The organism is Achromobacter marplatensis, assembly GCF_049060505.1.
GTDB classification, from domain to species: Bacteria; Pseudomonadota; Gammaproteobacteria; order Burkholderiales; family Burkholderiaceae_B; genus Achromobacter; species Achromobacter marplatensis_A.
The window spans coordinates 123,198-145,461 of the sequence record NZ_JBMGRB010000013.1; the positions used below are offsets into that span (position 1 = coordinate 123,198).

The following is a 22,264-nucleotide window of genomic DNA, read 5'->3' on the forward strand; positions in this document are numbered from 1 at the left end:
CTGGGCAGCGGTATTCCGGAGTGTCAATGCACCCGTGCCCGTTTTGCCCGCCTCGGCATCTGCGAATTGTCGCCCCTGCCTGCCGCACCGACACTGAGTCCCACATTCAATGCATCGGAGAGCAGCTATGTGGGGCATTCGTAAGCGTCAGTTGGGCCAAGGCATGACGGAATATATTGTGGTCGTCGCGCTGGTCGCGGTGGCTGCTATCGCCGTCTATCAGTATTTCGGGCAAGTCGTGCGTTCGCAAACCGCCGCCATGGCCCGCGAACTTGCGGGCGAAGACGGCAGCACGCAAAGCCGCGCCGCGCAGCAGGCGGCGCAGAAGGCTGCGGCTCAGACCAAGGCGCGTTCGCTCAAGTCCTTTACCGGCAACGCGGCGGATGCGAAGTGACGCTGCCGGGGCGTACGCACGCCGCCCGTCAGCATGGCCAAGCCTTGGTCTTGGGCATGCTGATCGTGACGGTCGCCGTGGTGTCCCTGGTTGTGCTTTACAACCTGGGCCAGACCGTCGAAGGCAGAGTCCGGCTGACGCACGCCGCGGATGCGGCCGCCTATAGCGGCGCGCTTGAACAAGCGCGCACGCTTAACGCCATCGCGTATGTCAACCGCACGCAGATTGCGCATCAGGTTGCGATGGCGCATCTGGTGACGCTGGCCGCGTCCGCGCAGTACGGCCGCGCGTTGCAGGGACAGCGCAACCGTGGCAACCCACCCGTCAGCCTGATCGCGATGCTGTTTGGCCCCGACATGGGGCTGGCCTATCGGGCGGGCCAGGCGCTGCCGGACGCCGAGGCGCGATTGGCCGGCGCCTTCGCACAACATGATCGAGTTGTGTATCAGGTGCTGGACACGGCTGCGGCGTCCGCCATGGCCAATCTGCCGACATCCCGCGACCGTGTCATGCGCAAGGTGCTTGTCGCCAATTTCTCGGAAGACGACTCGGAGGGAAGCGCCGGCGCGCAAGCGTTGACGCTGCAGATGCTGTCGGACGCATGGCCGGGATTCATTGAACGCCGCCTCGCTACCCGCAAATCGGGCCTGCGGCCGGCGGTCGAGCAGGCGGCCGAGCGTTTCGGGTTCCTGAAGAAAAGAAACTACACGCGGCGCAACCCATGGCCGGTCAGTACTCGTTGCCCGTTCTTTCGCCACGAACTACGCCGTCGGGGGTCGACCTGGCTTGGGCCGGATGGCCGGTGGGGGGCTTTGGACACGCAGTCATTCCATGCCCTGCGGTCCAACCGCTGGATCGGTTGCTACTACCGGGAGTACGCAATGGGATGGGGCACCGTGCAAGGCCAGAAGAGCAAGGCGCCTGAAGGCGTGGAATACGTTGAAGAACCGCCCGTGGACTTTTCGCAAGAAGATTTCTGGCGGTGGGTAGAGCAATCGACGTCGTGGGACCTGGTCAGCGGCATCACGAATCCCATGGCCAATTCCTACGCGATGGCATCCGCGCAGCGATGGCCGGGAAGGGGGTTACCCGCGTTTCGCGAGGTTGCCGCGTCACGCATGGGCGATTCCCTGCGCTTTGCGGTCGAAGTAAGCCTTGCGGGCGGTGTGTTGAAAACCACGGATGCGGGCAGCGCGCTGGCGTCGCCAGGCGGCCTGTTCCAGTACGGAGGCGTGGGACGGACGGGCGCCATCACGGTAACCAGCGCCGCAGAGACCTATTTCCTGCGGCCCGAACAACGCGCCGACGGGCGCGGCGAACTCGCCACGTTGTTTCGGCCTTATTGGCAAGCGCGTTTGTCCGCTGTCAATTCTCAGGAAGCCTTGCTTGCCAGGAGATCGCCATGACGATGATGCGAATGAGGAAACGGCGCATCGTTCGTCAGCAAGGCCAAGCCATGTTGGAAGCGCTGTTGCTGTTGCCGCTAATGGCGGTGATGGTTTGGGCCGTGGCGGGCATCGGCGGCCTGCAATTTGCCGCGCAGCAGATGTCCCAGGCCAGCCGCAAGGCGGTGATGTCCGGAGCGCTGGGGCAGCCGCTGGCGCCGAATGGGTCTTACGCATCTATGGTGCTGACAAGGCAGGCCAAGACGTTGCGAGGTATCGCGATGCCCGGCTTGAGTGCGTTGCAGGATGAGTGGTTTGGCGTGGGATTGCAATTGTTGTCGGTGCAGGCACAGGCCGCGCCGTTGCGCGTCGATGCCGTGTTCGCGCTGCCGATCATCCGCCAGACCCGGGTGGCGATAGGTGCAGGGCATGCCGACGGGGATGCCGATGCGCGTCGTCGAATCGCCAATGCGCCCACCGCTTGGCGACAGGCTGAGCGCGGGTCGCTGACGCAGGCGCGTCGGGTGGGGGCGCTAGCGCAACGCATGGACGGTCCGTGGGGCAGGTCTTCGTTGTCGACGGACTGGCTGTCGGCGTGGGAAGACGTGGTGCCCGCGGACCGGTTGGGCAGACGTGGGGGGAAAAATCGATGAACGCGTACAGGCTTGCGTGCTGCCGCTGGAAGGGGCGCGCCTTTGCTGATTCGTGCCGGCTGATGCTGGCCGGCGGTTTGATGGCGTGTGCAACGGGGCTGATAGCCGCGCCGGCGTTGGATGATCAAACGGTGGCCAAATCCGGCGCGTCGTCACTAAGCCGGCTGCGGCTTCCTGATGGTGCGCGTCATGCGCTGCTGGCCGATCGGTTGTGGCTATACGGATACCCGGCCGAGGTCCTTGTGTTTGACGCGCCGATGAAAGTGCCGGACTTGATTCGCCACCTGTCGGGGCAGCAACCGGGGTTGGTCGACTTGAACGTGCTGCCCGGGCAGTTGGTCCTTTCCGGCACGATCGGCGGCGAACAATGGGTGGTGCAGATGCAGGACGTCGGTTCTGGGCGCACGGCTGGCAGTATCTCCACGCTTCGCTTTCTGGCGGCATCTCAAGCATCGGGGCGGGAATTGCCCGTGCCGCCGTGGTTGCCGGAAGGTTCACGGTTGCGGTTGGATTTTTCCGTCACGGACGAGGGCGTCAGGGTGACCGAACGCATCTGGCAGCATGTGTTCACACCGGCGCGGATGATGTCCGTGGTGGACGCACGCCTATTGCAGAATGGATGGCGGCGTCAGGCCGCTGACGGCATGGCGCAAGCTTGGGCACGGGGCAGCCACCGTCTGCGGATTTCGGTGGTGCCGCTGGATTCCGGCAGTGGTCTGCGGGTCAGGGGATGGGCGTCATGAAGCTCTTGATTATTCATGGCGTGCAGCGGTTGCGCCGCGTGGGCGTCTATGGCCTGGCGTTGACGGCGGGCCTGGTGTCGGCGTGGGCGGTGCGCGAGCACGTGCAGCAACGCGTGCAGGCGCTAGAGGCGCAAGCCCGCACGCCGGTCGTGGAACGCCTGGTTGCGGCCTATGACTTGCCTGCGGGCACGCGGTTGGAAGACATGCATCTGGCAGTGCGCGAAATCCCCGTGCAATGGGCCTCCAGCGCCAGTCTGGATCCCTTGGATCTGGGCAGCCTGCTCGGTGCAACCCTGGCGGCGGAAGTGGCGCACGGCGAGCCCGTATTGAAGACGCACCTGACCTTCACCCCGCCGGCGCCCGCGCTAGCTTCCAGGCTTCGGTCCGGCCAACGAGCGCTTACCGTTGCCGCGGGCGATCTCGGCGGCTTGGCCGAGATGCTGCGCGCCGGTGATCTGATCGACATCTATGTAAGCTTTTCACATCGTCAGCGCGAACTCACGGTGCCGTTGCTGCAGGGCATGCGAGTGCTGACCGTGGGGGCAGAGGCCGATTCCGACGGCGTCGGTGTGGGCACCATTACGCTAGCAGCCGATCCGGACGAAGCAGTGCGCTTCATCGCGGCCAGACAGGCGGGCACGCTGACGGCAATGCTGCGCCACCGTGATGATGCGGCCGCCGTGAAGGCATCCGCCCAGACGGATTTAGCGTCGCTTGTCGGCCTGGATCCCGAGCCAGAGCCCGTCCCAGGCGTAAGCATCCTTTACGGCGACCGGTTGGATGCGCAAGCCCTTGTTGTCCCCCAAGGCCGTGCCGTGACGGCCCCCTTCGAAACGGGGCAGCCATGAGACGCATCGTGTTGGTCCTGGGCGCCATGGGCCTGTGTTTGTGGACGCCCGTCGCGTGGGCCGAGATGGACGTGTTGCAGCTTCAAGTGGGCGAGACGCGCGTGCTACCGCATCCCGGCGTGAAAAGAGTGGCTATCGGCAATGGGCAAGTGCTTAGCGCCGTGGCGGCGGAAGGCCGTGACGTGGTGATCTTTGCCCGCGCGGAGGGCGTGTCTTCGGTGCATGTCTGGACCGCGAAGGGACAGCCGACCGCCTACGAAATGCGGGTCGTCGCCGCGGGCGCACCGCGCTTGCGCGCCGAAGTCGAGGCCTTGCTTGCCCGAATCCCGGGTGCGCGCAGCACAAGCGTGGGCGAGCGCATTTTGATCGAAGGCGATGATTTATCCGATGACGACAGATCCCGTATCGTCGCCCTGGCTGAACGGTACCCCGCGGTGCTGGACTTCACCGGGCAGGTGGGGTGGGACCGCATGGTGTTGCTGGATGTGCAGGTGGTCGAGATTCCCACCTCCAGGTTGCGCGAATTCGGCGTGCGCTGGGATGGCATGACGCAAGGGGGAGTGAACGCGGGCTTGGCCTGGGACGCGGGGGCGCTGGGCAGGATGACCCGGCCCGGAGAATCGGTAATCGAGACCGCAAGGCCGGTATCCTCGGCTGCAGGTTATTTCGGCGTCAATGCGTTGTTGTCCGCTCGAATCGCCGCGCTGGCGCAAACCGGCGAGGCCGTGATGTTGGCGCAACCACAACTGCTTGCGCGCAGCGGCTCCAGCGCGACCTTCCTGGCAGGCGGGGAAGTGCCTTATGTGTCGACCGATTCGCGCGGCAATCCCACGACGTTGTTCAAACCGTATGGCGTATCGCTCAACATCACGCCACGCATCGATCGCAATGGGATTATCCGCTCGTTGATCGAGGTGGAGGCCAGTTCGGTGGACGCCTCGCTTAGCGTGGCGGGCGGGCCGGCGTTGCGCACGCGGCGCGCGTCCACCGAATTCAATGTGCGCTCTGGCAACACGCTAGTGATAGGCGGCTTTCTGTCGCGGGAACAAGGCGAGGAAGTCACCGGTTTGCCGTGGCTGCAGAACATTCCCATCCTGGGTGCGCTATTTTCGTCGCGCCGCTATCAGCAGCGCGAAACCGAATTGGCAATTTTCGTCACGCCCAAGATCGTTTCGCAAAACGAACCGGCCATGGCGGACCGGATACGGCGTGGACGCGAGGTGTTGGACGCCACGTTTCCCCAGCCGCCCCGTTTGGGCACCACGGTGCCGTCGGCGGCTGGCGGGTGGGATCCCTATTCGGGGGCTGGTTCGCAATGGGCGGCCGGCGACGACGCGGCGCGGACCCTGCTTCGGGAGTAAGACGATGCTTGATATTGAGATGACTTTCGAGGACGCTGGCGTTCGCCGTCTGACGGCTGCCGCGCCGGTATTGATCGGACGAAGCGCGCAGTGCGATCTGCGTATCGCGAATTGGCGGGTCGGCAGGCAGCACGCCCGCCTATTGCGAGAGGATGCGGATATTGTCCTTGAGGACCTGGGCACGCTAGCCGGCACGATGGTGAATGGCGTCAGGGTAGTGCGACATGCCCCGGTACTGCCCGATGACGATATTCTGATCGGCCCTTGCCGTTTGAGGGTGCAATGGGGACCGCCTGTTCTGGAGCCGACGGCCGATGCCCTGGCGGATGAGAACCCCCCGTCGGTAGCGGAAAATCCTGCGCCGGTCTCGACATCGGCACACGCATCAAGGGTTGCGCAGCCGGTGGCGCCCCAACGGCTTCAGGAACGCCGACGGTTGCACGCGGCGCTGCTTGAAGGGTTGGACTTGCGCCGCCGCGATGTGGCAGGCATGAGCGATGGCACGTTGCGCGCGGAAGCAGAGCGTCTGCTGACCCAGATCGTCGCCACGGATCCTGACCTGTCCTCCGATGTGGATAGGGCGGCCTTGTGCCGCGAGGTGCTGGATGAAGCCGTGGGCCTGGGGCCGCTGGAACCCTTGCTGGCGGCGCCCGATATTACCGAAATCATGGTCAACCGCTATGACGAGATCTACGTCGAACGTGCTGGCCGGTTGTGGCGGCATCCCGCTGCATTCACTAGCGAGCAATCCGTGCGTTGGGTGATCGAACGCATCGTGACGCCGCTTGGCAGGCGCATCGACGAGAGTTCGCCCATGGTCGATGCCCGCCTGCCGGACGGATCGCGCGTGCACGCCATTATTCCGCCTGTCGCCATGAAAGGGGCAAGCCTGACCATCCGAAAATTCCCGCAGCGCAGGCCCAAGATGGCGGATTTGATCGCCGCGTCGTCGCTAAGCGACGGCATGGCGCGGTTCCTGGCGGTATGCGTCCGGATGCGCAAGAGCCTGGTGGTGTCCGGGGGGACCGGTTCCGGCAAGACGACGCTGCTGAACATTCTTTCAAACGAGATTCCGGACGGTGAACGCGTCGTCACGATCGAAGACGCGGCGGAGTTGCGGCTGAACCATGATCACTTGGTGGCGCTGGAGGCCCGCCCCGCCAACCAGGAAGGCAGGGGGCATATCGATATCCGCGAACTGGTGCGCAACGCGCTGCGCATGCGGCCCGACCGGATCGTCGTTGGCGAGTGCCGGGGGGCCGAGGCATTCGACATGTTGACGGCCATGAACACGGGGCACGAAGGCTCATTGACGACGCTGCATGCGAATTCTCCCAGGGATGCCCTGGGTAGGCTCGAGTCCATGATCCTGATGGCAGGCCTGGACCTGCCCTTGTCCGCCGTGCGCGAGCACATTGCCGCCAGTGTGGACCTGGTGGTGCAGCAAGCCCGGTTGGCGGACGGACGTCGGGTGGTGATGTCGATCGTAGAAGTCGCTGGCATGGAAAGCGGGCGCATCCAGTTGCTGGAATTGTTCCGGTACGACCGCGTGGCGGGCTTTTTGGGGTGTGGCGCCTTGCCCGGCTTCGCGCGGGAATGGAGCGATGAAGGCGTGCCGCTGGACCCCGCCTGGTTCGCGGAGACCGGTGGTGCTCGCTCGGGCCCGGCGAACGTCGCGCAGAGCTTGCCATGATCTGGTTGGCGGCGGCGGGCGCGATGTGCTGCGTGGCGATCCTTGCCTGGCATGCCCAGGGCTGGTTTGCGCCGGCGTTGCGCCGGTACCGCGAGTTCTATACCCAGGATGCCGGCGTTCGCCTGAGCGAAGTGTTCCTGTTCATTGACCCGGCGCAGCTGTGGGCCGCCGCCGTCGCTTGCGCGGTGCTTGCGGCGGGCTTGGCGTTGTCCGTATCCGGCAGCGGCGTGGTGGCGGCCTTGGCGGCAGGACTCGCGTCCCGCGTGCCCCGCTGGACGGTTGACCGGCTGCGGCGCAGGCGAGCAGACCGCTTCGAACAACAGTTGCCGATGGCGTTGTTGATGCTGGCTTCGGCATTGCGTGCGGGGGTTGCGCTGGCGACGGGGTTGCGGCACATCGTGGAGCAAAGTGGCGCGCCGTTGGCGCAAGAATTCGGCCTGATGTTGCGCGAGCAGCGCATGGGGGTGCCGTGGGATACCGCGCTAGAAAACCTGCATGCCCGGATGCCGGCGGATTCCACCTCGTTGGTGGTCGCCGCCATGCGTATTGCCGCGCAGACGGGGGGTAATCTGGCCGAGGCGCTGGAGAGTATCGCGCAGACCCTGCGGGCGCAGTTGCAGTTGCAGGCGAAGTTGCGGGCGCTGACATCCCAGGGGCGCTTGCAAGCCTGGATCGTCGGCGCGCTGCCCTTGCTGCTGCTGGCCGTGCTGGACCGACTGGAGCCGGAAATCATGGGGCTGTTGTGGCATACGCCGATGGGGTGGGGCGTGCTGGCCATCATTGCCGTGCTGGAGACCGCAGGCGTGGTGCTGATCCGGCGCATCATCCGGATCGACCTTTGATCCGGTGGGAATGCAATCCCTTTTTGGAACATAAGACGGAGACCGCGATGTGGTTGCAATTGGGTATGTTGACGACGGCGCTGGGCGTTGGCGGGTTGGCGTGGTTTGCATTGCGTCCCTTGTTGCGGGACAAGCAGGTTGCGGTCGCGTCGATGCCGTGGTGGTGGCGGGCCGCATGGCCGTGGGTGTCGGCGGTCGCTCCATGGGTGGGGCCGCTGTGTTCCTGGCGTCTGCGCATTCGGATGACGCGGGCGATCGAGCAAGCCGCGTTGCCGGCAGGTGTCAGCTACGCCCACATGGCGGCGTTATGCGCAAGCGCTGCGGCGGGGGCAGGGAGCCTTGCCGCGGCCGTTGCGGCGCTTGCCGATCCCGCACCTTCCGTCTGGGCATCCTGGATGATTGCGGCGGCGTTGGCGGCCGGGGTGGCCCCCGCGCTATGGCTGCGAACCCTGGGCGAAAAGCGCCGGCGCAGCATCGAAAGAGATTTGCCGTTTGTCTTCGACATGATGACACTGTGCGTAGAGGCAGGCTTGAGCGTGCAGGGAGCCCTGCAGCTGGCAGCCCAAAGCGGGCCGCGAGGCGCGTTGCGGGATGGCTTGGCGGACGCGTTGGCCGAGATGCGGACAGGGGTGTCAAGAGCGGCGGCGATCAAGGCATTGGCTGATCGTTGCAATAGCCCGTTGGCAAGAAATTGGGCTGCGGCCTTGGCCCAGGCGGAATCGCTTGGCATCAGTCTGGGGCCGGTATTGCGTGCCCAGGCTGCGCAATGCCGTAGTGACCGTCATGTCCGGGCCGAGCAACTGGCCATGCAGGCGCCGGTGAAGATGCTGCTACCCCTGATCGGCTGCATCTTCCCTTGCACATTCATCGTGCTGGCGTTCCCGATCGCCGTCCAATTGCTTCAAAGCGTGCAATGAACCGCCCTCCGTCGTTGCCGGTAGACCGTTTCAGGCTGGTGCGCGTGTCGACCTGGTACGGCCGGATGCGTGGTTTGCTGGGGCGCCGGCCGCCTGGGCGGCGGTCCGGCATTTTGCTGATGCCCTGCGCCAGCGTGCATACCTTCGGTATGCGCTACGCCATCGATGTGGCGTTCGTGTCGCGGGAAATGCGTGTGATTGGGGTGCGCAGGGCGTTGCAGCCCTGCCGCATTGCCCTATGCTTCGGCGCTGTGGCCGTTGTCGAGATGCGAGCTGGCGCGATCGATGCCGAATACGGAGGTGTAGGCAGGATAGAAGCTGCAATACAGAACGCCGCCCGCAGCGATGTTGAACGGGATTTGCAGCGTGCCGGCGAACTGGGGCGACAGGCCCATCGTGACCAGCAAACCCGCGCACAGGTCGATGAACAGGAACACCAGGGCCCAGGTGGCGCCATATACCAGGAAGGGCCACTTATTGCGCCAGCAGGCGATGCCCGAGAAGAACAGGGCCTGGACCAGACGCAGGCCATGCCAGGCCACCAACACCGGCGCATGCCAGAACAATGCTGCGATCACGACATAGATAATCGCGAAGATGGTCAGCGGCACGCGCATGGCCATCAGGATAGGGTCCAGCGAACGCTCCACGGAAGCGATGCGATAGGCTTCCGCCATCGAATCCATAAAGGGCAGGAAGGTCAGCAGGCCGGCCACCATGCTCAGCCCCGCATACAGCAGGCCCATCAGGAACAGCTTCCTGAATACCCCGGGCTGCTTGAGGGGTTTGCCCCACATGGACGGCAGCATGACGCGGTCGGCGTCCACGTGCTTGCATGCCGAAAGTGTCATGAGGGTGATGATCGGCATGAGCGCCACGACCAGAATCGGTCCGACGGGGGGAGTCGCGCTGGCGAAGACGACCAAAAGGCTGATGAACATGGCCCAGGTGAACATGGCCAGAGGTTGCTTGCGGAACAGACGGAAACCGTCTCGAACCCAATGCCAGCCGGAGGTCGCGGGTAGGAATGCTGCTTGCATGGCTCTCTGAAGGGGTGATCTCTCAAAAGGGACGCGCTAACCCCATTATGGGGGGCATAACGGTTACGGCAATATTGGCAAGCCCGGGCGGTGGCGTGCTTGCAACACTCTTTCGAAGTGCCGCGGGTCGTGCGGTTTGAGCGTTTGGGCCGGCCGGGGCAGGAAATAGTCGTACAGGCGGGATATCCAGAAGCGCAGCGCGGCGCCGCGCAGCATCACCGGCCAGACCTCGCGTTCGGCGTCCGTGAATGGACGCACGCGGGCGTAGGCGGCCAGCCAGGATTGCACCAGTTCGGGCACGAATTCCCCGGTGTCGCGGTCTATGCACCAGTCATTGACACTGACTGCTACGTCGAAGAGCCACGTGTCGCAACCGGCGAAATAGAAATCGATGATGCCGCCCATCAGCGGATCTTCGAATGTGCCGGCGAACAGCACGTTGTCGCGGAAGAGGTCGCAATGGGCCGGGCCGGTTTGCAAGGAGCGCCAAGTGGGCGTAGCGGCCGCGGCTTCTTGGGCGGCCAGTTCCGACTGAAGCAATCTGGCTTGGCCGGCATCCAGGAAAGGCATGACCTTGGGCGCCGTTTCCAGCCACCAGGACAGACCGCGCAGATTGGGCTGGTGGATCGGGAAGTCCTGGGCGGCCAGGTGGGCGCGGGCCAGGGTGGCGCCGGCCAGGGCGCAGTGGGCGGCGCCTGGAGCGGGTTCGTAGCCGCCCGGCAGGCGCGAAACGATGGCGCAGGGCTTGCCGTGCAGCGTCGTCAGGCGGGTGCCGTCACGCAGGTTCTGCGGTTGCGGCACCGGGATGCCGCGCTGGGCCAAGTGGTACATCAGTTCGATGTAGAACGGCAGTTGGGCCTGCGTCAGGACTTCGAACAGGGTCAGGACGTATTCGCCACGCGTCGTGTACAGAAAATAGTTGGTGTTCTCGATGCCGGCCGTGATCCCCCGAAGCGAAACCAGCTCGCCCAGGTCGAATTGCGCCAGGAGGGCGCGCGCGTCGTCGTCGGATACGGGAGTGAATACGGCCATTGATATAGAGGGGTGAGGGGGTTAACGGACGCTCGGCCATGCCTGTGCGGCGGCGGCGGCGCAATTTTAGACCACATAGGGGGTGGGGTTACGATGATCGGCCAGCGGCGGGCCCGAGTTGCTGCCGGACATAATGCCGCTAAGCCCGTAAAATACCGCATCCCCTTGTTTTGTAGAGTGATTCTTGGACTCCCCCGACTGGCGGCTGTGCGTCGCCCCGATGATTGACGTGACAGATCGCCATTGCCGCTATTTCCACCGGCTGCTGGCGCCTCGCGCACGCTTGTATACGGAAATGATCACCACGGGCGCGCTGCTGCACGGCAGCGTTTCGCGCCATCTGGATTTTGATGAAGCCGAGCATCCTGTCGCCCTGCAGTTGGGCGGCAGCGAACCCGACGCATTGGCCCAGGCCGCCAAACTGGGTAAGCAATGGGGCTACGACGAGATCAACCTGAACTGCGGCTGTCCGTCGGAACGCGTGCAGAAGGGGGCTTTCGGCGCATGCCTGATGGCCGAACCGGCACTGGTGGCTGACTGCATGAAGGCCATGCAGAATGCCGTGGACATTCCTGTCACCGTCAAGCACCGCTTGGGGCTGGACTACGAGGAATCCTACGCATTCGTCCGGGATTTCGTCGGCAAAATCTACGACACGGGGTGCCGGGTTTTCATCGCCCATGCCCGCAATGCGGTGCTCAAGGGCTTGTCGCCCAAGGACAACCGTGAAATTCCGCCGCTGCGGTATGACGTGGTCAAGCAGCTGAAGCTGGACTTCCCGGATTGCACGTTCGTGCTGAATGGCGGTCTGGCCGACGCCGAGCAATCCGTCCGCGCCGCGGACGAGTTCGATGGCGTGATGCTGGGCCGGGCGGCTTGGCATACGCCGCGCGTGCTGTCAGAGGTGTCGTTGCAGCTGTGGCCGTCGGTGCGGTTGCCCAGCGACGCGCAAGTGGTGGATGCAATGACCGAATACGCGGCGCGCCAAGTTGCCAAGGGCGTGCCGTTGCGTGTGATGACGCGGCCGATGCTGGGCCTGGTGAACGGCCAGTCGGGCGCGCGCCGCTGGCGCCGCATGCTGTCGGATCCGTCGCTGCTTGCCGCGAATAACCCCGAATTGATCTACGACGCCTGGCGCAGCCAGCGGCAGGCGCCTGAAATGCGCGGCGCCGCGTTTGAAGCGGCGCCGGCAGGGGTGTAGGCCAAGAAGGGGATAAGCCTTACCGCGGCGGGCGCCGCGGGAGGCTGGTCAGGACTTGGCCGGTTCGGCGCTTTCCGTCGGCCAATCGCGGATATAGGCCTTCAGCATATTGTTTTCGAACTGCTGAGCCGCCACGATGGCCTGCGCCATGTCGTAGAACGAAATCACGCCCATCAGCGTCGGGCCATCCATGACCGGGATGTAGCGCGCATGTTTTTCCAGCATCAGGCGCTGCACTTCGTCGGCGCTGGTGTTGGGCGACACGCTGACCGGCGCGTCATCCATGATGGAACGGATGGTGGTTTCCCCGGCGCCGCCATGGGTATGCATGTGGCGGATGATCTCGCGGAACGTGAGCATGCCGGTCAGGGTGCCGAATTCCATGATTACTAGCGAACCTATGTCTTGTTCACTCATGGTTTGGACGGCCTGGGACACAGGCATGTCCGGCGACGCCGTATAGAGCGTATCGCCCTTGACGCGCAAAATCTCGCTGACCTTCAACATCGGTTCCTCCTGGGCGGACTACGCCCGAGTGCATTTGCTATTTCTTGTTCGCTTCCAATTGCAATACTGGAGCGACGCCATTTTCGGTATTCTGCGCTTCTCCGCACAGTTCTTCCAGCGTGGGCGTATTTTGCTGGGAAATCACGGCGGAAGCGACTCGCAATATCTCGGGGTCGTTGCGGACGCGAGGCTGATTGCGGTCCAGCAGGAAATGGTCAACGACCGGCGCCATCGACGTGTCGCGCGCGTCGCATGTCAATACCCAATTGTCTTCGGGGGTGCGCGTCGCCAGACCCATGGTGTTCAGTATTTCCAGCACCTCGTTCAGTTCGTCTTGATGCAGGCGCAACTGCGAAGCCAGTTCATTCGCGGGCAGCCCGGGCGGTTTGGCGGACTGCACGCGGCGCAGGGCGCGCAACGCGTCCAGGGCGTCGACGAATTGCGCGCCGGGATAGCGGTTGATTTCCCAGCGGCCAAGCCGGATCAGCGGTGCGCTGGAGGCCAGCGTGGCGCCCAGCAGCACGGCCAGCCAGGACAGGTAGATCCACAGCAGGAAGATCGGCAGGGTGGCAAATGCGCCGTAGATGACGGTGTAGGTGGGAAATCGGGTCAGGTAGTACGCAAACGCCGACTTCATGATTTCCAGGACGATGGCCGTCACGCAGCCGCCCACCAGGGCATCCCGCCATAGCACTTCGCGGTTGGGTACCACGACGAACAGCGCTGCAAAGCCCAATGCGGTCAAGATCAGGGGGATGAAGGAAATGGCGACGCTGACGATTTCAGGCACGTCCGCCACCAAACCCAGCGATTCGCGCGCCACGAAAGAGGTGGCCCACAGGCTGGCGCCCGCCAGGACCGGCCCCAGGGTGATGATGGCCCAGTACACCAGTGCCCGTTGCGGCAGAGGGCGCTGCCGCGAAACATGCCAGATATCGTTGAAGGCCTGGTCGATCGTCATGATCAGCAGCAACGATGTGACCAGCAGGAAAGCCCCGCCGATCGCGGTCAGGCGCGATGCCTGGCGCGCGAACTGGTTCAGGTATTCCATGATGTTGTCCGAGACGGACGGCGGCATCAGGCTGTTGGTCAAAAAATCTTCCAGCGCCAGGCGAAATTCCTGGAACACCGGAAACGCGGTGAACAGGGACAGCACCACGGCCAGCATGGGCACAATGGCCAGCACCGTGGTGAATGTCAGGCTGGAGGCAACCTGAAGCAGCTTTTCTTCGTTGGCGCGTTGTGCGGTGAACCGGACAACGCGTCCGGCCCTCGCGGCCCATGAAGAGCGCGAAGTCGAGGGCTCGGTGGCCGCCGGCGTAGCGGCGGCAGGCTCGGCGGGGCGATTCATCAGGCGATAATAGCAGCATGAACCCTGAACTCAACCCCCGCTTGCGCCTGCTGGCCTCGGTTTCACTGTTCGCCCTGATCGTCCTGTGCGTCACCTGGGAAACCGTGGTGGCGCCCGTGCGGCCGGGCGGTTCCTGGATGCTGCTGAAAGCGCTGCCGCTGGCATTTCCGCTGCGTGGCATCCTGCGTGGAAACCTGTATACCTACCAGTGGGCGTCGATGCTGTCGCTGCTGTATCTGATGGAAGGCGCGGTGCGCGCCATGTCCGATCCGGCCCCGCTCTCGGTGCTGATGGCTTGGGGCGAGATCATCCTGTCGTCCACCTTCTTCCTTAGCGCCATTTTCTATGTGCGCCCCGCCAAGCGGGCCGCCAGGAGCCAACGCGCATGACCGCCCGATCCTTATCCGAACTGCATGCCGTCAATACGTTTGCCGCGTTGCCCGCCGCGTTCTATACGCGGCTGACGCCGCAGGGGCTTAACCAGCCGCGCCTGCTCCATGCCAACGCCGACGCCGCCGGGCTGATCGGCCTGGACCCTTCTGTGCTGTCCACCCCGGAATTCCTGTCCGTGTTTTCGGGTTCGCAACCCCTGCCGGGCGGAGATACGCTGGCGGCCGTCTACAGTGGGCACCAGTTCGGTGTGTGGGCCGGCCAGTTGGGCGATGGGCGCGCGCATCTGCTTGGCGAAGTTGAAGGGCCGGCCGGCGGCTGGGAGCTGCAATTGAAAGGGGCAGGCATGACCCCGTACTCGCGCATGGGCGATGGCCGGGCCGTGCTGCGGTCGTCGGTGCGGGAATATCTGGCCAGCGAAGCCATGCATGGGCTGGGCATTCCCACCACGCGGGCGCTGGCGCTGGTGGTGTCCGACGATCCCGTCATGCGGGAAACGGTGGAGACCGCCGCTATTGTGACGCGGATGTCGCCCAGCTTCGTGCGGTTCGGGTCCTTCGAGCATTGGTCGTCGCGCCGCCAGCCAGAGCTGCTGAAGACGCTGGCGGATTACGTGATCGACCGCTTCTATCCCGAATGCCGCGAATCGCCCTCGGGCGAGCCTTTGACCGAGAGCGCGCCTTATATCAATCTGCTGCGTGCCGTGACGCACCGCACCGCGCTGCTGATGGCGGATTGGCAAGCGGCGGGCTTTTGCCACGGTGTCATGAACACGGACAACATGTCCATATTGGGCCTGACGTTGGATTACGGTCCGTATGGATTCATGGACGGCTTTCGCCTGGGGCACGTCTGCAATCATTCCGATACGGAAGGACGGTATTCCTGGAACCGGCAACCGTCGGTGGCGCTATGGAACCTGTACCGGTTGGGCGGCAGCCTGCACACGCTGGTGCAGGATGTCGACGGCCTGCGTGCGGTGCTGGACGAATTCGAGGCGGTGTTCACCCAGGCCTTCCACGACCGGATGGGTGCGAAGTTGGGCTTGGCCGCCTGGCGTCCGGCCGATGAAGCGCTGTTGGACGACCTTCTCAAGCTGATGGACGCGAATCAGGCCGATTTCACCTTGTCGTGGCGACGCTTGGCGGATGCCGTGCTGGGACAGCGCAACGCGTTCGAGGATCTGTTCATCGACCGGACGGCTGCGGGCGCCTGGCTCGACCGCCTGCTGGCGCGCCAATCGCAGGATGGCCGTTCTGCGCACGAGACGGCGCAAGCGATGAACCGCGTGAACCCACTGTATGTGCTGCGCAACCATCTGGCGGAAGAGGCGATCCGGGCGGCAAAAACCGGGGATGCCAGCGAAATCGATACGCTGATGAAGCTGCTGCGCGCCCCGTTCACGGCGCAACCTGGGTATGAACGCTATGCCGGACTGCCTCCGGATTGGGCGGGCAGCCTTGAAGTCAGTTGCTCGTCTTGAGGGCGTTGGGCGCTAATCGCAAGAAAACGCATACCGAAATCGGGTGATTTACGTGGAAAAGCGATGAAAGAGAGTGAAATATCGCGGTTTTTTTCACTGCAATCATTCGTTTCCATTGTAAATCTCGTAAGATTGTCGCCTGCGGGACACTCAGGATGGCATACCGCATCCCTGGGGCATTTGTCGACAATTTTCAATATAAAGCACTCTGAATATGCCTGGCGCAGATGGTTTGCTATGTATCGGTCTGCTCGAGGATGATGCCGACTTCCGGGAGGAGTTGGCATTAGGCTTGGGCGGCTATGGTTTTCGGGTGGCGTTTGCTTGTGACAATGCTGCGGCGTTTTATCGCCGACTGCAGGAGCAGCCATGCGACATCGTCATCCTGGATGCGCACCTACCGGGTGAAGACGGTTTTTCCGTGGCAACCCGGTTGCGGGCGTTGAGCCCGGTGGGCATCGTCATGCTGACAGGCCGTAGCGCGCTTGAAGACCGTGTGCGCGGCTTGGAAGGCGGCGCGGACGTCTACATGACCAAGCCCGTGGACCTGCTTGAGCTCAGTTCCGTCATCCGCAGCCTGGCCCGCCGCATGCGCTTGGCCAAGGCGCCCCGTCCGGCGGATGCGGAAACGCGCGCGTCGGCCGACAGCACGTGGTCCTTGCAGGACGGCGGCTGGATACTGGTGGCGCCCGATGGGGCATCTTTGCACCTGAGCGCCCAGGAACGCACCTTTTTGATGGCATTGATGGATGCAGCCGGCAGCGCCGTCAGCCGCCAAGTGCTTGCCGAACTCTTCTTGCCGGACAGCCCGGGCGGTTTTGAACTGCGCCGCATCGACGTCCTGGTGAGCCGCCTGCGCGCCAAAGCGCAAAGCGCCGGCCTGAAGCTGCCGGTGCTGTCGGTGCGCGGCCAAGGCTACGTCTTCGCCGCCTGATTCCCTTAAAGGCTGCGCCTGCGCGGCTAGCTTGCCGCGGCTTGGGCTCCCGGGGCCTGGGCGGGCAGGGTGATGACGAAACGGGTGCCGACCCCCACCTGGCTTTGCATGGTCAGCGAGCCCCCCTGGTTCTGACAGATTCGGCGCGCCAGGTACAAGCCGATGCCCATGCCTTGGGTCTCGCGATGTGCCGAGCGCCGGAAATGGGGTTCGAAGATTCGCGCCTGTTCCTCGTCGCCGATTCCCGGGCCGCGGTCGACGACGGCCAGCCAAACCATCGGGATGCCGTCGGGACAGGTCTGGCCTGTTTCGATGCTGACCGGTTCATTGGCCGGCGAATACTTGATTGCATTGTGGATCAGGTTGCGCACCACCACGCTGGTCAGGGGCCGATCGCAATACGCGGGCAACGCGCCGCCCGCTTGAATCTTCAACGCATGGGCGGTATCCGGCTGCATCGCCGTTACGACATCGCGTGCCAGCTCGGCAAGATCGGTTTGTTCGCCGCGCGGGGTCCAGGCCTGTTCCTCCAGGCGATCCTGGTTCATCAACTGGTCCATCAGTTCAGTCATCCGGCCAACCGAACGGTGGATTCGGCCCAGCCGGTTGCCGACGGCCTCGCCACTATCGGACAGGATCATGTCCAGCGATTGGGCTGCCGCGCTGATGGTGGCCAAGGGCGCGCGCAATTCGTGGGAGATCAGCGCATTCATCTGGCGCTGCGTGTCCAGGGCGCCAGCCAGTTCGGCCAGCCGCAACTCGCCTTGAGCCAGATGTTCGACATCGGCCGGGTCGTGCCCGGCTTGGTTCGCTGTGGCCTGCTGGGGCACGCGGCGGGTCAGCGCCAAGCCGAAGAGGGCGCCCGCAATCAGCAGCAGGCGGGCAAGCTCGATCGTCGTGCCGGTGTCGGCCTTGGCGCCCCAGGCATCGGATGCCAGCATCCAGGCGGACATCGCATACGCGCCGGCCAGCGTCAGCGACAGCCCACGGCGCATCTTGCGTACCGCGGCGCGCGTCGCGAACCAGAGCGCCAGCGGGACGCTCAGCACGGCGCAAAACGCGGCGATTGCCGCCGGGATCGCGCCGTTTTCGGTTTCATAAACGAATATCAGCGCCAACGCCGCAATGGCCGCCAGCGCGATGCTCAGGCCGCGGCAGGCCGCCGCCAGCTTCGAGGCGTATGGCAAGTCCGATAGCAGTGGCACCGTCAACGCCAGCAAGGCCGCGAACGATCCCGCTTGCAACGCGCCGGGTGGCAGAAAATCGGGTAATGAGCGGAACAGGCCTTCGATCAGCATAAAGGCGAGGCCCGCGCCATAAACAGATTCGCGGGTGGCGCCCCATGCGATGGCGCATGCCAGTCCGCCTGTGATGGCGACACCGGCCGTCAGCCCAAGCGGCATGTCCTGGGGCGAGAGGGTCAGGCCCAATGCCAGGGCGGCGCCCGGCCAAAGGGCGGCGCAGGACAGCGCGCATAGCAACGCGCCCCACCGCGATAACGCCGTTCGCGCGCCGGTCTTGGCGCGCCGCGCACGGTGGTGGCGAAAACGCCAGCGGGTGCGAAGAAACAATCCTTCCGTCAACTAGGGACCCATTGGTGATCCGGCGCGAGTTCGCGCGTAGACGAGAAGTTTACGACAGCCCCGCGTATCGCGCGGACGCCCAGGCTTTCCAGGATGCCCTGGGTAGCCAAATCTGGCACGTCTTCGGCATACACGGCCATGCCCAATGTCGTGGCGGTGGCCACTACGGTGGCAGCCAGATGCTGGCTGCCCGGGCTGTGTAGCAGGCCGGTAATAAAACTGCCGCATAGTTTCAGGTACGACGCTGGATATTCGTGCAGACGTTCCATCGCGCCGAATTGCTGCGGCAGCCGCGATATGCCTATCTGGGCGCCCGCCGCGGTGACGATGTCGCACAGTTGACGCAAGTCCGCGCCTTGTTCGACCAGCCCGGCGGCGTCGATTTCGACGATCAGGCGCTGAGTCAACGCGGGACGATCCGCAAGCATCCTGCCCAGTCTGGACAGGAAGGAGGTTTGCGCCAGCGAGGCCAGCGATAGGGGAATAGTCAACGCCCCGGTATGGGTGAATAGCCAGTCCAGGCCTAATCGGATGGCCTGGATGTCGCATTCGGCGGATAAGCCCAGCCGGACGGCGGGCGGCATGAAAATGGACGCAGGCACCGGATCCCCGCCCGAGGTGTCATGCAGGGTCAGGCTTGCCTCGTGATGCAGCAATGCACCGGACACGGCATGCAACGGCTGGATCGATAGCGAGAAGCGGTGTTGCTCCAGGGCGGTCGCCAGGGCGTCATGCCAACTGTATTCACCGATACGCGTGCTGTCGGCCGCCTGGCTTGCTGGTGTGATCTGGTCGTCGTCGGCGCTTTCCGCGCACATCAAGGCGTGGTCCAGGCGGGCCAGCGTGTCGCTCATGTTGTCGCCGGGGGCGAAAGCGGTCATGGCCAGTGCCCATCGGCACCAGCCATACTTGTCCATCGGCACGCGCAGCGAGCGCAGTTCTCGGCGGACCCGCTCGGCCAGCAGGCTGGCCTGCGGCGCCGACGTGCGGGGCATCAACAGCGCAAAATCCGACCCGCTGATGCGCGCGATCTGCGCCGACGACCCACCGAATTCTTCTATCAGTTTGCGCAAGCGTTCGGACGATGAACGTAGCCATTGGTCGGTGAAGGCGCGCGACAAATGCCGATTGATTTCGGCCAGATCACGCTGGCGGAACATCAGGATGTGACCGCCGGCGTCCGGCGCCTTGTCCGTCAACGCCAACCTGAACTGTTCGACGAAGTACTTGCGATTCGGCAGCCGGGTAACGGCATCCCGGTATATCTCGCTTTGCAGGGATTCGATCTTCGCGTTCTGTTCTTCGACCGTGGCGGCCACCCGGCGCTGCGCGTCGACCAGCGCTTGGTCCACGCCGGCCAATTCGCACGATCCTGTCAGCGCCGCTTGGTTGCCTGGGTCCAAGGCACGCACGCGTTCGCAGATGTCGCGAGACGTCCGGGCCTCGATCCAACGCACCAGGTTCAAAGCGAAGAGCGCCCAGAAGACGCCCGCCCCGAGCACAAGCCCAAGGATCCGCACGCCGCCTTGCCACAGCGTGTCGCGCGCCAACCGCGTGTCCGCCTGCACCGTGACGGTGCCACGGGCGCTGCCGTCGGACGACGTGAAGGGCCGAGACACCACGGGCGCCTGCACGTTCAACCACGCGTTACGCCACTTTCCGTCTGCGGCCGCGCTGAGTTGGCGCTTGTGTTCGGCGACAACCGTCCCCCCCGCGTCCGTGATGCGCACAAGCGCATACAGCCCTTGTTCGAACAGTTCGTTGGCCAAGGTCGACCGGTCTATCGAACGGGAGGGGGCGTGGGACAACGCCCAGGCCAACGCACTGGCGCCGCCTTCGCTCTGCTGCGTGACTTGCGCGCTCAGATAGCGATGGGCGGCAAGCATCCCCAGCGCTTGGGCGCCGAGCAGGCTGAAGCCGATCAGAAGGGCTGTGCAAAAAAATAACCGGCGGAATGTCGACATCTGTTTGGGGTTCCCTTTTTGGACGGCTTGCCTGCTTCCGTGGAAGGTTGCCGGGCGGCCGATGAAAGGGGACATCGGGCAGCGAACGTACCCGACGGGAAAAACCTGGATAAGAAACGTGACGCACGTTACTAATACCCCAGGCACGCCGCTTACACTGTAATTCGGCATGTCACAGGGCGTACAGAATATTACGAAATTTCCTACGACATCAGACGACCTGTGCAATTATTTCGATCGTGATAATTGCCTGCGCTGAGAACTATTGAGACAGGACGTATTAATTTTTTGGCTTTGGCTGTCGTAGTAAGGGTAGGGCATGGATCTATGGACCGGCCAGCGCATGCTACCCAGGGACCGATATGACCATCCACGAGCAAGCAGAGAGCCTTAGGTTTTCAAGGAAAAGGGGCGCGTTGCCTCTGAAGTGTGGCGTTTTTTTGCGAAAACAATGCATAATTTAAAAAATGTTACAGCCCTTGGGTTCTTTCTTGGACCGCAACGCCAGGGGTTTCTAGATAGGGGGCTCCGTGCGTGAGAGTTACCTGCTCGCACTGTGCCTGATGCTCGCAGGCGCACTTGCGGCGATAAGCGTGTTTTTCGTCCGCAGGGAACGTGCCTTGCGTCGACGCTTGACGCGCGATGAATTGACCGGCGTCCTGAGCCAGCAGGAGCTGCATCGCCGCGCGCGCGTCTGGCTGGCCCAGACGGAAGGGCCTGCACGCCATGGCGCATTTTTCCTGGTCGGTTTCGAGCAATACGCCGAGATCAGCGCCATGCTGCGCGCCGGCGAAGACCGGTCGCTGCTGGTGCAGGTGGCCAACCGGCTTGGCCTGCTTACGCGCACGTTGGGCGGCATGGTGGCGCGTACCGGCGTCGACAGTTTTACCGTCTGCGTGCCTGAAGTGGACGAATTGGGCGCGGCCCAGGTGTCGGCCAAGCTGCTTGAGGACTTGAGCGCCCCGTATGAATTGGGAGGGCGTCCCCTGATAGCTGTCTTCCGTGTCGGCGCCGCGCTCTACCCCGACCACGGCCGTACTGTGGAAGAAATGCAACGCTGCGTCCAGGTGGCGATGGTCCCGCTGAAAGAGCGGGGCGGCCCGGGATGGAATCTGTTCGATTTCCGGCTGTTGGCTCGGCATCGAGACCAGCAAGGCCTGGAAAACGATTTGCGCCTGGCGTTGACGACGCCTTCCATGGAGCAGTTCGAACTGTTCTATCAGCCCGTGTGCGATAGTGGAACCGGTGTGGTGCAGGGCTGCGAGGCCCTGTTGCGCTGGCATCATCCCATATTGGGCAGTGTGTCGCCGGCGGTCACCATCGAATTGGCCGAACGCAGCGGCCTGATCGTCCCGTTGGGCGCCTGGATTCTAGAAAGAGCCTGCTCACAGGCTGCGTTGTGGCCTCCGGCCTGGCGAGTTCACGTGAATCTGTCGGTCAAGCAGATGAACGAGGAAGGGCTGGTGCAACTGATATCCGACGTGCTGACGGCCACCCGGCTGTCGCCGCACAAACTGGTGCTTGAGATCACGGAATCGATCTTCATCCTGCACTACGAACGGCACGTCAAGATACTGAATACGCTGCGCGCCAAGGGCATCGGCGTGGCGCTGGACGATTTCGGCTGCGGCTATTCCAGCCTGAACCACCTGCGCCATCTGCCCATTGACTGGGTCAAGATAGACCGCAGCTTCATTTCGGCGCTGGAATCCGACGCGGGCAGTCGCGAAGTCGTATCCGCGCTGTTCGGGCTGTGCGAGGCCATGCGCCTGCCCGTGGTGGCCGAGGGTGTCGAAACCGAAGGCCAGCGCGAAATCCTCAAGTCCCTGGGATGCCGGGAGATGCAGGGCTTCCTGCTGGGACGCCCCGCGCCGGCCTCGGAAATCCAGGCTTTGGCTTTGGCGGTGTCATAATCGGGGTTGCTTGCAAATCCGACCTGTTGA

20 protein-coding genes and 1 pseudogene are annotated in these 22,264 nt (G+C 63.9%); 15 read left to right on the forward strand and 6 right to left on the reverse strand.

Annotated elements, in window-relative coordinates; translation table 11 throughout:
• The first annotated feature begins 127 nt into the window (after nucleotides 1-127).
• From ACI0FO_RS26740 to ACI0FO_RS26785, 10 genes and pseudogenes are all read left to right on the forward strand, one after another.
• Nucleotides 128-394, forward strand: a complete 267-nt coding sequence (locus tag ACI0FO_RS26740; RefSeq protein WP_105559780.1) for a hypothetical protein — start codon at nucleotides 128-130, stop codon at nucleotides 392-394.
• Nucleotides 391-1,800, forward strand: coding sequence for a pilus assembly protein TadG-related protein (locus ACI0FO_RS26745; protein WP_416031652.1), 1,410 nt, complete (start codon nucleotides 391-393; stop codon nucleotides 1,798-1,800). The genes ACI0FO_RS26740 and ACI0FO_RS26745 overlap by 4 nt, the downstream gene beginning before the upstream one ends.
• On the forward strand, nucleotides 1,797-2,432 hold the full coding sequence (locus ACI0FO_RS26750) for a pilus assembly protein (protein ID WP_416031653.1): 636 nt from the start codon (nucleotides 1,797-1,799) through the stop codon (nucleotides 2,430-2,432). Before ACI0FO_RS26745 ends, ACI0FO_RS26750 begins: the two co-directional genes overlap by 4 nt.
• Entirely contained in the window at nucleotides 2,429-3,175 is a 747-nt protein-coding gene (locus tag ACI0FO_RS26755; RefSeq protein ID WP_416031654.1) for a hypothetical protein, read from the forward strand. Before ACI0FO_RS26750 ends, ACI0FO_RS26755 begins: the two co-directional genes overlap by 4 nt.
• A complete protein-coding gene (cpaB, locus tag ACI0FO_RS26760; protein WP_416031655.1) occupies nucleotides 3,172-4,023 on the forward strand; it encodes a Flp pilus assembly protein CpaB in 852 nt (283 codons plus the stop codon). Before ACI0FO_RS26755 ends, cpaB begins: the two co-directional genes overlap by 4 nt.
• Complete coding sequence (locus tag ACI0FO_RS26765) at nucleotides 4,020-5,384, forward strand: type II and III secretion system protein family protein (RefSeq protein WP_416031656.1); 1,365 nt, start codon at nucleotides 4,020-4,022, stop codon at nucleotides 5,382-5,384. Before cpaB ends, ACI0FO_RS26765 begins: the two co-directional genes overlap by 4 nt.
• A gap of 4 nt (nucleotides 5,385-5,388) precedes the next feature.
• The gene (locus ACI0FO_RS26770) at nucleotides 5,389-7,077 is read left to right on the forward strand and encodes an ATPase, T2SS/T4P/T4SS family (protein ID WP_416031657.1); all 1,689 of its coding nucleotides are present in this window, start codon (nucleotides 5,389-5,391) and stop codon (nucleotides 7,075-7,077) included.
• Entirely contained in the window at nucleotides 7,074-7,919 is an 846-nt protein-coding gene (locus ACI0FO_RS26775; RefSeq protein ID WP_416031658.1) for a type II secretion system F family protein, read from the forward strand. The genes ACI0FO_RS26770 and ACI0FO_RS26775 overlap by 4 nt, the downstream gene beginning before the upstream one ends.
• Nucleotides 7,920-7,966: 47 nt before the next feature.
• Nucleotides 7,967-8,836 carry a type II secretion system F family protein gene (locus tag ACI0FO_RS26780; protein WP_416031659.1) on the forward strand — a complete coding sequence of 290 codons (870 nt, stop codon included), beginning with the start codon at nucleotides 7,967-7,969 and terminating at the stop codon, nucleotides 8,834-8,836.
• 65 nt (nucleotides 8,837-8,901) lie between these two features.
• Nucleotides 8,902-9,066 (forward strand): annotated as a pseudogene (locus ACI0FO_RS26785) (DUF192 domain-containing protein); the annotation flags it as partial.
• A 6-nt stretch (nucleotides 9,067-9,072) separates the two neighbouring features.
• Here the strand turns inward: ACI0FO_RS26785 and ACI0FO_RS26790 are convergent.
• Both ACI0FO_RS26790 and ACI0FO_RS26795 read right to left on the reverse strand, forming a co-directional pair.
• On the reverse strand, nucleotides 9,073-9,876 hold the full coding sequence (locus ACI0FO_RS26790) for a BPSS1780 family membrane protein (RefSeq protein WP_233214296.1): 804 nt from the start codon (nucleotides 9,874-9,876) through the stop codon (nucleotides 9,073-9,075).
• 63 nt (nucleotides 9,877-9,939) lie between these two features.
• Nucleotides 9,940-10,908 (reverse strand): homoserine kinase, encoded by a 969-nt coding sequence (locus ACI0FO_RS26795; protein WP_416031660.1) that lies wholly within the window; start codon nucleotides 10,906-10,908, stop codon nucleotides 9,940-9,942.
• A gap of 184 nt (nucleotides 10,909-11,092) precedes the next feature.
• On the opposite strand from ACI0FO_RS26795, the gene dusA reads away from it, so the two are divergent.
• Nucleotides 11,093-12,109 carry a tRNA dihydrouridine(20/20a) synthase DusA gene (gene dusA / locus ACI0FO_RS26800; protein ID WP_416031661.1) on the forward strand — a complete coding sequence of 339 codons (1,017 nt, stop codon included), beginning with the start codon at nucleotides 11,093-11,095 and terminating at the stop codon, nucleotides 12,107-12,109.
• A gap of 48 nt (nucleotides 12,110-12,157) precedes the next feature.
• Here dusA and ACI0FO_RS26805 read toward each other — a convergent pair whose 3' ends face one another.
• Together ACI0FO_RS26805 and ACI0FO_RS26810 are read right to left on the reverse strand one after the other, a co-directional pair.
• Nucleotides 12,158-12,616, reverse strand: coding sequence for a CBS domain-containing protein (locus ACI0FO_RS26805; protein WP_199167206.1), 459 nt, complete (start codon nucleotides 12,614-12,616; stop codon nucleotides 12,158-12,160).
• Nucleotides 12,617-12,653: 37 nt separating this feature from the next.
• A complete protein-coding gene (locus ACI0FO_RS26810; protein ID WP_416031662.1) occupies nucleotides 12,654-13,967 on the reverse strand; it encodes a YihY family inner membrane protein in 1,314 nt (437 codons plus the stop codon).
• Between the two features lie 17 nt (nucleotides 13,968-13,984).
• Between ACI0FO_RS26810 and ACI0FO_RS26815 the strand changes: the two genes are divergently transcribed.
• From ACI0FO_RS26815 to ACI0FO_RS26825, 3 genes are all read left to right on the forward strand, one after another.
• Nucleotides 13,985-14,356 (forward strand): DUF2069 domain-containing protein, encoded by a 372-nt coding sequence (locus tag ACI0FO_RS26815; protein WP_416031663.1) that lies wholly within the window; start codon nucleotides 13,985-13,987, stop codon nucleotides 14,354-14,356.
• Nucleotides 14,353-15,840 carry a protein adenylyltransferase SelO gene (locus ACI0FO_RS26820; protein ID WP_416031664.1) on the forward strand — a complete coding sequence of 496 codons (1,488 nt, stop codon included), beginning with the start codon at nucleotides 14,353-14,355 and terminating at the stop codon, nucleotides 15,838-15,840. Before ACI0FO_RS26815 ends, ACI0FO_RS26820 begins: the two co-directional genes overlap by 4 nt.
• Nucleotides 15,841-16,054: 214 nt before the next feature.
• Nucleotides 16,055-16,774: a response regulator transcription factor gene (locus ACI0FO_RS26825; RefSeq protein WP_105559797.1), complete on the forward strand. Its 720-nt coding sequence runs from the start codon at nucleotides 16,055-16,057 to the stop codon at nucleotides 16,772-16,774.
• Nucleotides 16,775-16,800: 26 nt separating this feature from the next.
• On the opposite strand, the gene ACI0FO_RS26830 is transcribed toward ACI0FO_RS26825, so the two are convergent.
• Complete coding sequence (locus tag ACI0FO_RS26830) at nucleotides 16,801-18,345, reverse strand: sensor histidine kinase (protein WP_416031665.1); 1,545 nt, start codon at nucleotides 18,343-18,345, stop codon at nucleotides 16,801-16,803.
• Nucleotides 18,346-18,353: 8 nt separating this feature from the next.
• Nucleotides 18,354-20,243 (reverse strand): EAL domain-containing protein, encoded by a 1,890-nt coding sequence (locus ACI0FO_RS26835; protein WP_416031666.1) that lies wholly within the window; start codon nucleotides 20,241-20,243, stop codon nucleotides 18,354-18,356.
• A gap of 608 nt (nucleotides 20,244-20,851) precedes the next feature.
• Here ACI0FO_RS26835 and ACI0FO_RS26840 point away from each other — a divergent pair.
• Nucleotides 20,852-22,234 (forward strand): putative bifunctional diguanylate cyclase/phosphodiesterase, encoded by a 1,383-nt coding sequence (locus ACI0FO_RS26840; protein WP_416031667.1) that lies wholly within the window; start codon nucleotides 20,852-20,854, stop codon nucleotides 22,232-22,234.
• Nucleotides 22,235-22,264: the final 30 nt, after the last annotated feature.

Excerpts from the sequence above, each read along its gene's own strand:
- ACI0FO_RS26790 (WP_233214296.1), bottom strand. The coding sequence starts at position 9,876 with ATGCAAGCAGCATTCCTACCCGCGACCTCCGGCTGGCATTGGGTTCGA.
- ACI0FO_RS26740 (WP_105559780.1), top strand. The coding sequence starts at position 128 with ATGTGGGGCATTCGTAAGCGTCAGTTGGGCCAAGGCATGACGGAATAT.
- ACI0FO_RS26755 (WP_416031654.1), top strand. The coding sequence starts at position 2,429 with ATGAACGCGTACAGGCTTGCGTGCTGCCGCTGGAAGGGGCGCGCCTTT.
- ACI0FO_RS26795 (WP_416031660.1), bottom strand. The coding sequence starts at position 10,908 with ATGGCCGTATTCACTCCCGTATCCGACGACGACGCGCGCGCCCTCCTG.
- ACI0FO_RS26810 (WP_416031662.1), bottom strand. The coding sequence starts at position 13,967 with ATGAATCGCCCCGCCGAGCCTGCCGCCGCTACGCCGGCGGCCACCGAG.
- ACI0FO_RS26780 (WP_416031659.1), top strand. The coding sequence starts at position 7,967 with ATGTGGTTGCAATTGGGTATGTTGACGACGGCGCTGGGCGTTGGCGGG.
- ACI0FO_RS26770 (WP_416031657.1), top strand. The coding sequence starts at position 5,389 with ATGCTTGATATTGAGATGACTTTCGAGGACGCTGGCGTTCGCCGTCTG.
- ACI0FO_RS26750 (WP_416031653.1), top strand. The coding sequence starts at position 1,797 with ATGACGATGATGCGAATGAGGAAACGGCGCATCGTTCGTCAGCAAGGC.
- ACI0FO_RS26820 (WP_416031664.1), top strand. The coding sequence starts at position 14,353 with ATGACCGCCCGATCCTTATCCGAACTGCATGCCGTCAATACGTTTGCC.
- ACI0FO_RS26815 (WP_416031663.1), top strand. The coding sequence starts at position 13,985 with ATGAACCCTGAACTCAACCCCCGCTTGCGCCTGCTGGCCTCGGTTTCA.
- cpaB (WP_416031655.1), top strand. The coding sequence starts at position 3,172 with ATGAAGCTCTTGATTATTCATGGCGTGCAGCGGTTGCGCCGCGTGGGC.
- ACI0FO_RS26775 (WP_416031658.1), top strand. The coding sequence starts at position 7,074 with ATGATCTGGTTGGCGGCGGCGGGCGCGATGTGCTGCGTGGCGATCCTT.
- ACI0FO_RS26825 (WP_105559797.1), top strand. The coding sequence starts at position 16,055 with ATGCCTGGCGCAGATGGTTTGCTATGTATCGGTCTGCTCGAGGATGAT.
- ACI0FO_RS26765 (WP_416031656.1), top strand. The coding sequence starts at position 4,020 with ATGAGACGCATCGTGTTGGTCCTGGGCGCCATGGGCCTGTGTTTGTGG.
- ACI0FO_RS26835 (WP_416031666.1), bottom strand. The coding sequence starts at position 20,243 with ATGCTTGCCGCCCATCGCTATCTGAGCGCGCAAGTCACGCAGCAGAGC.
- ACI0FO_RS26805 (WP_199167206.1), bottom strand. The coding sequence starts at position 12,616 with ATGTTGAAGGTCAGCGAGATTTTGCGCGTCAAGGGCGATACGCTCTAT.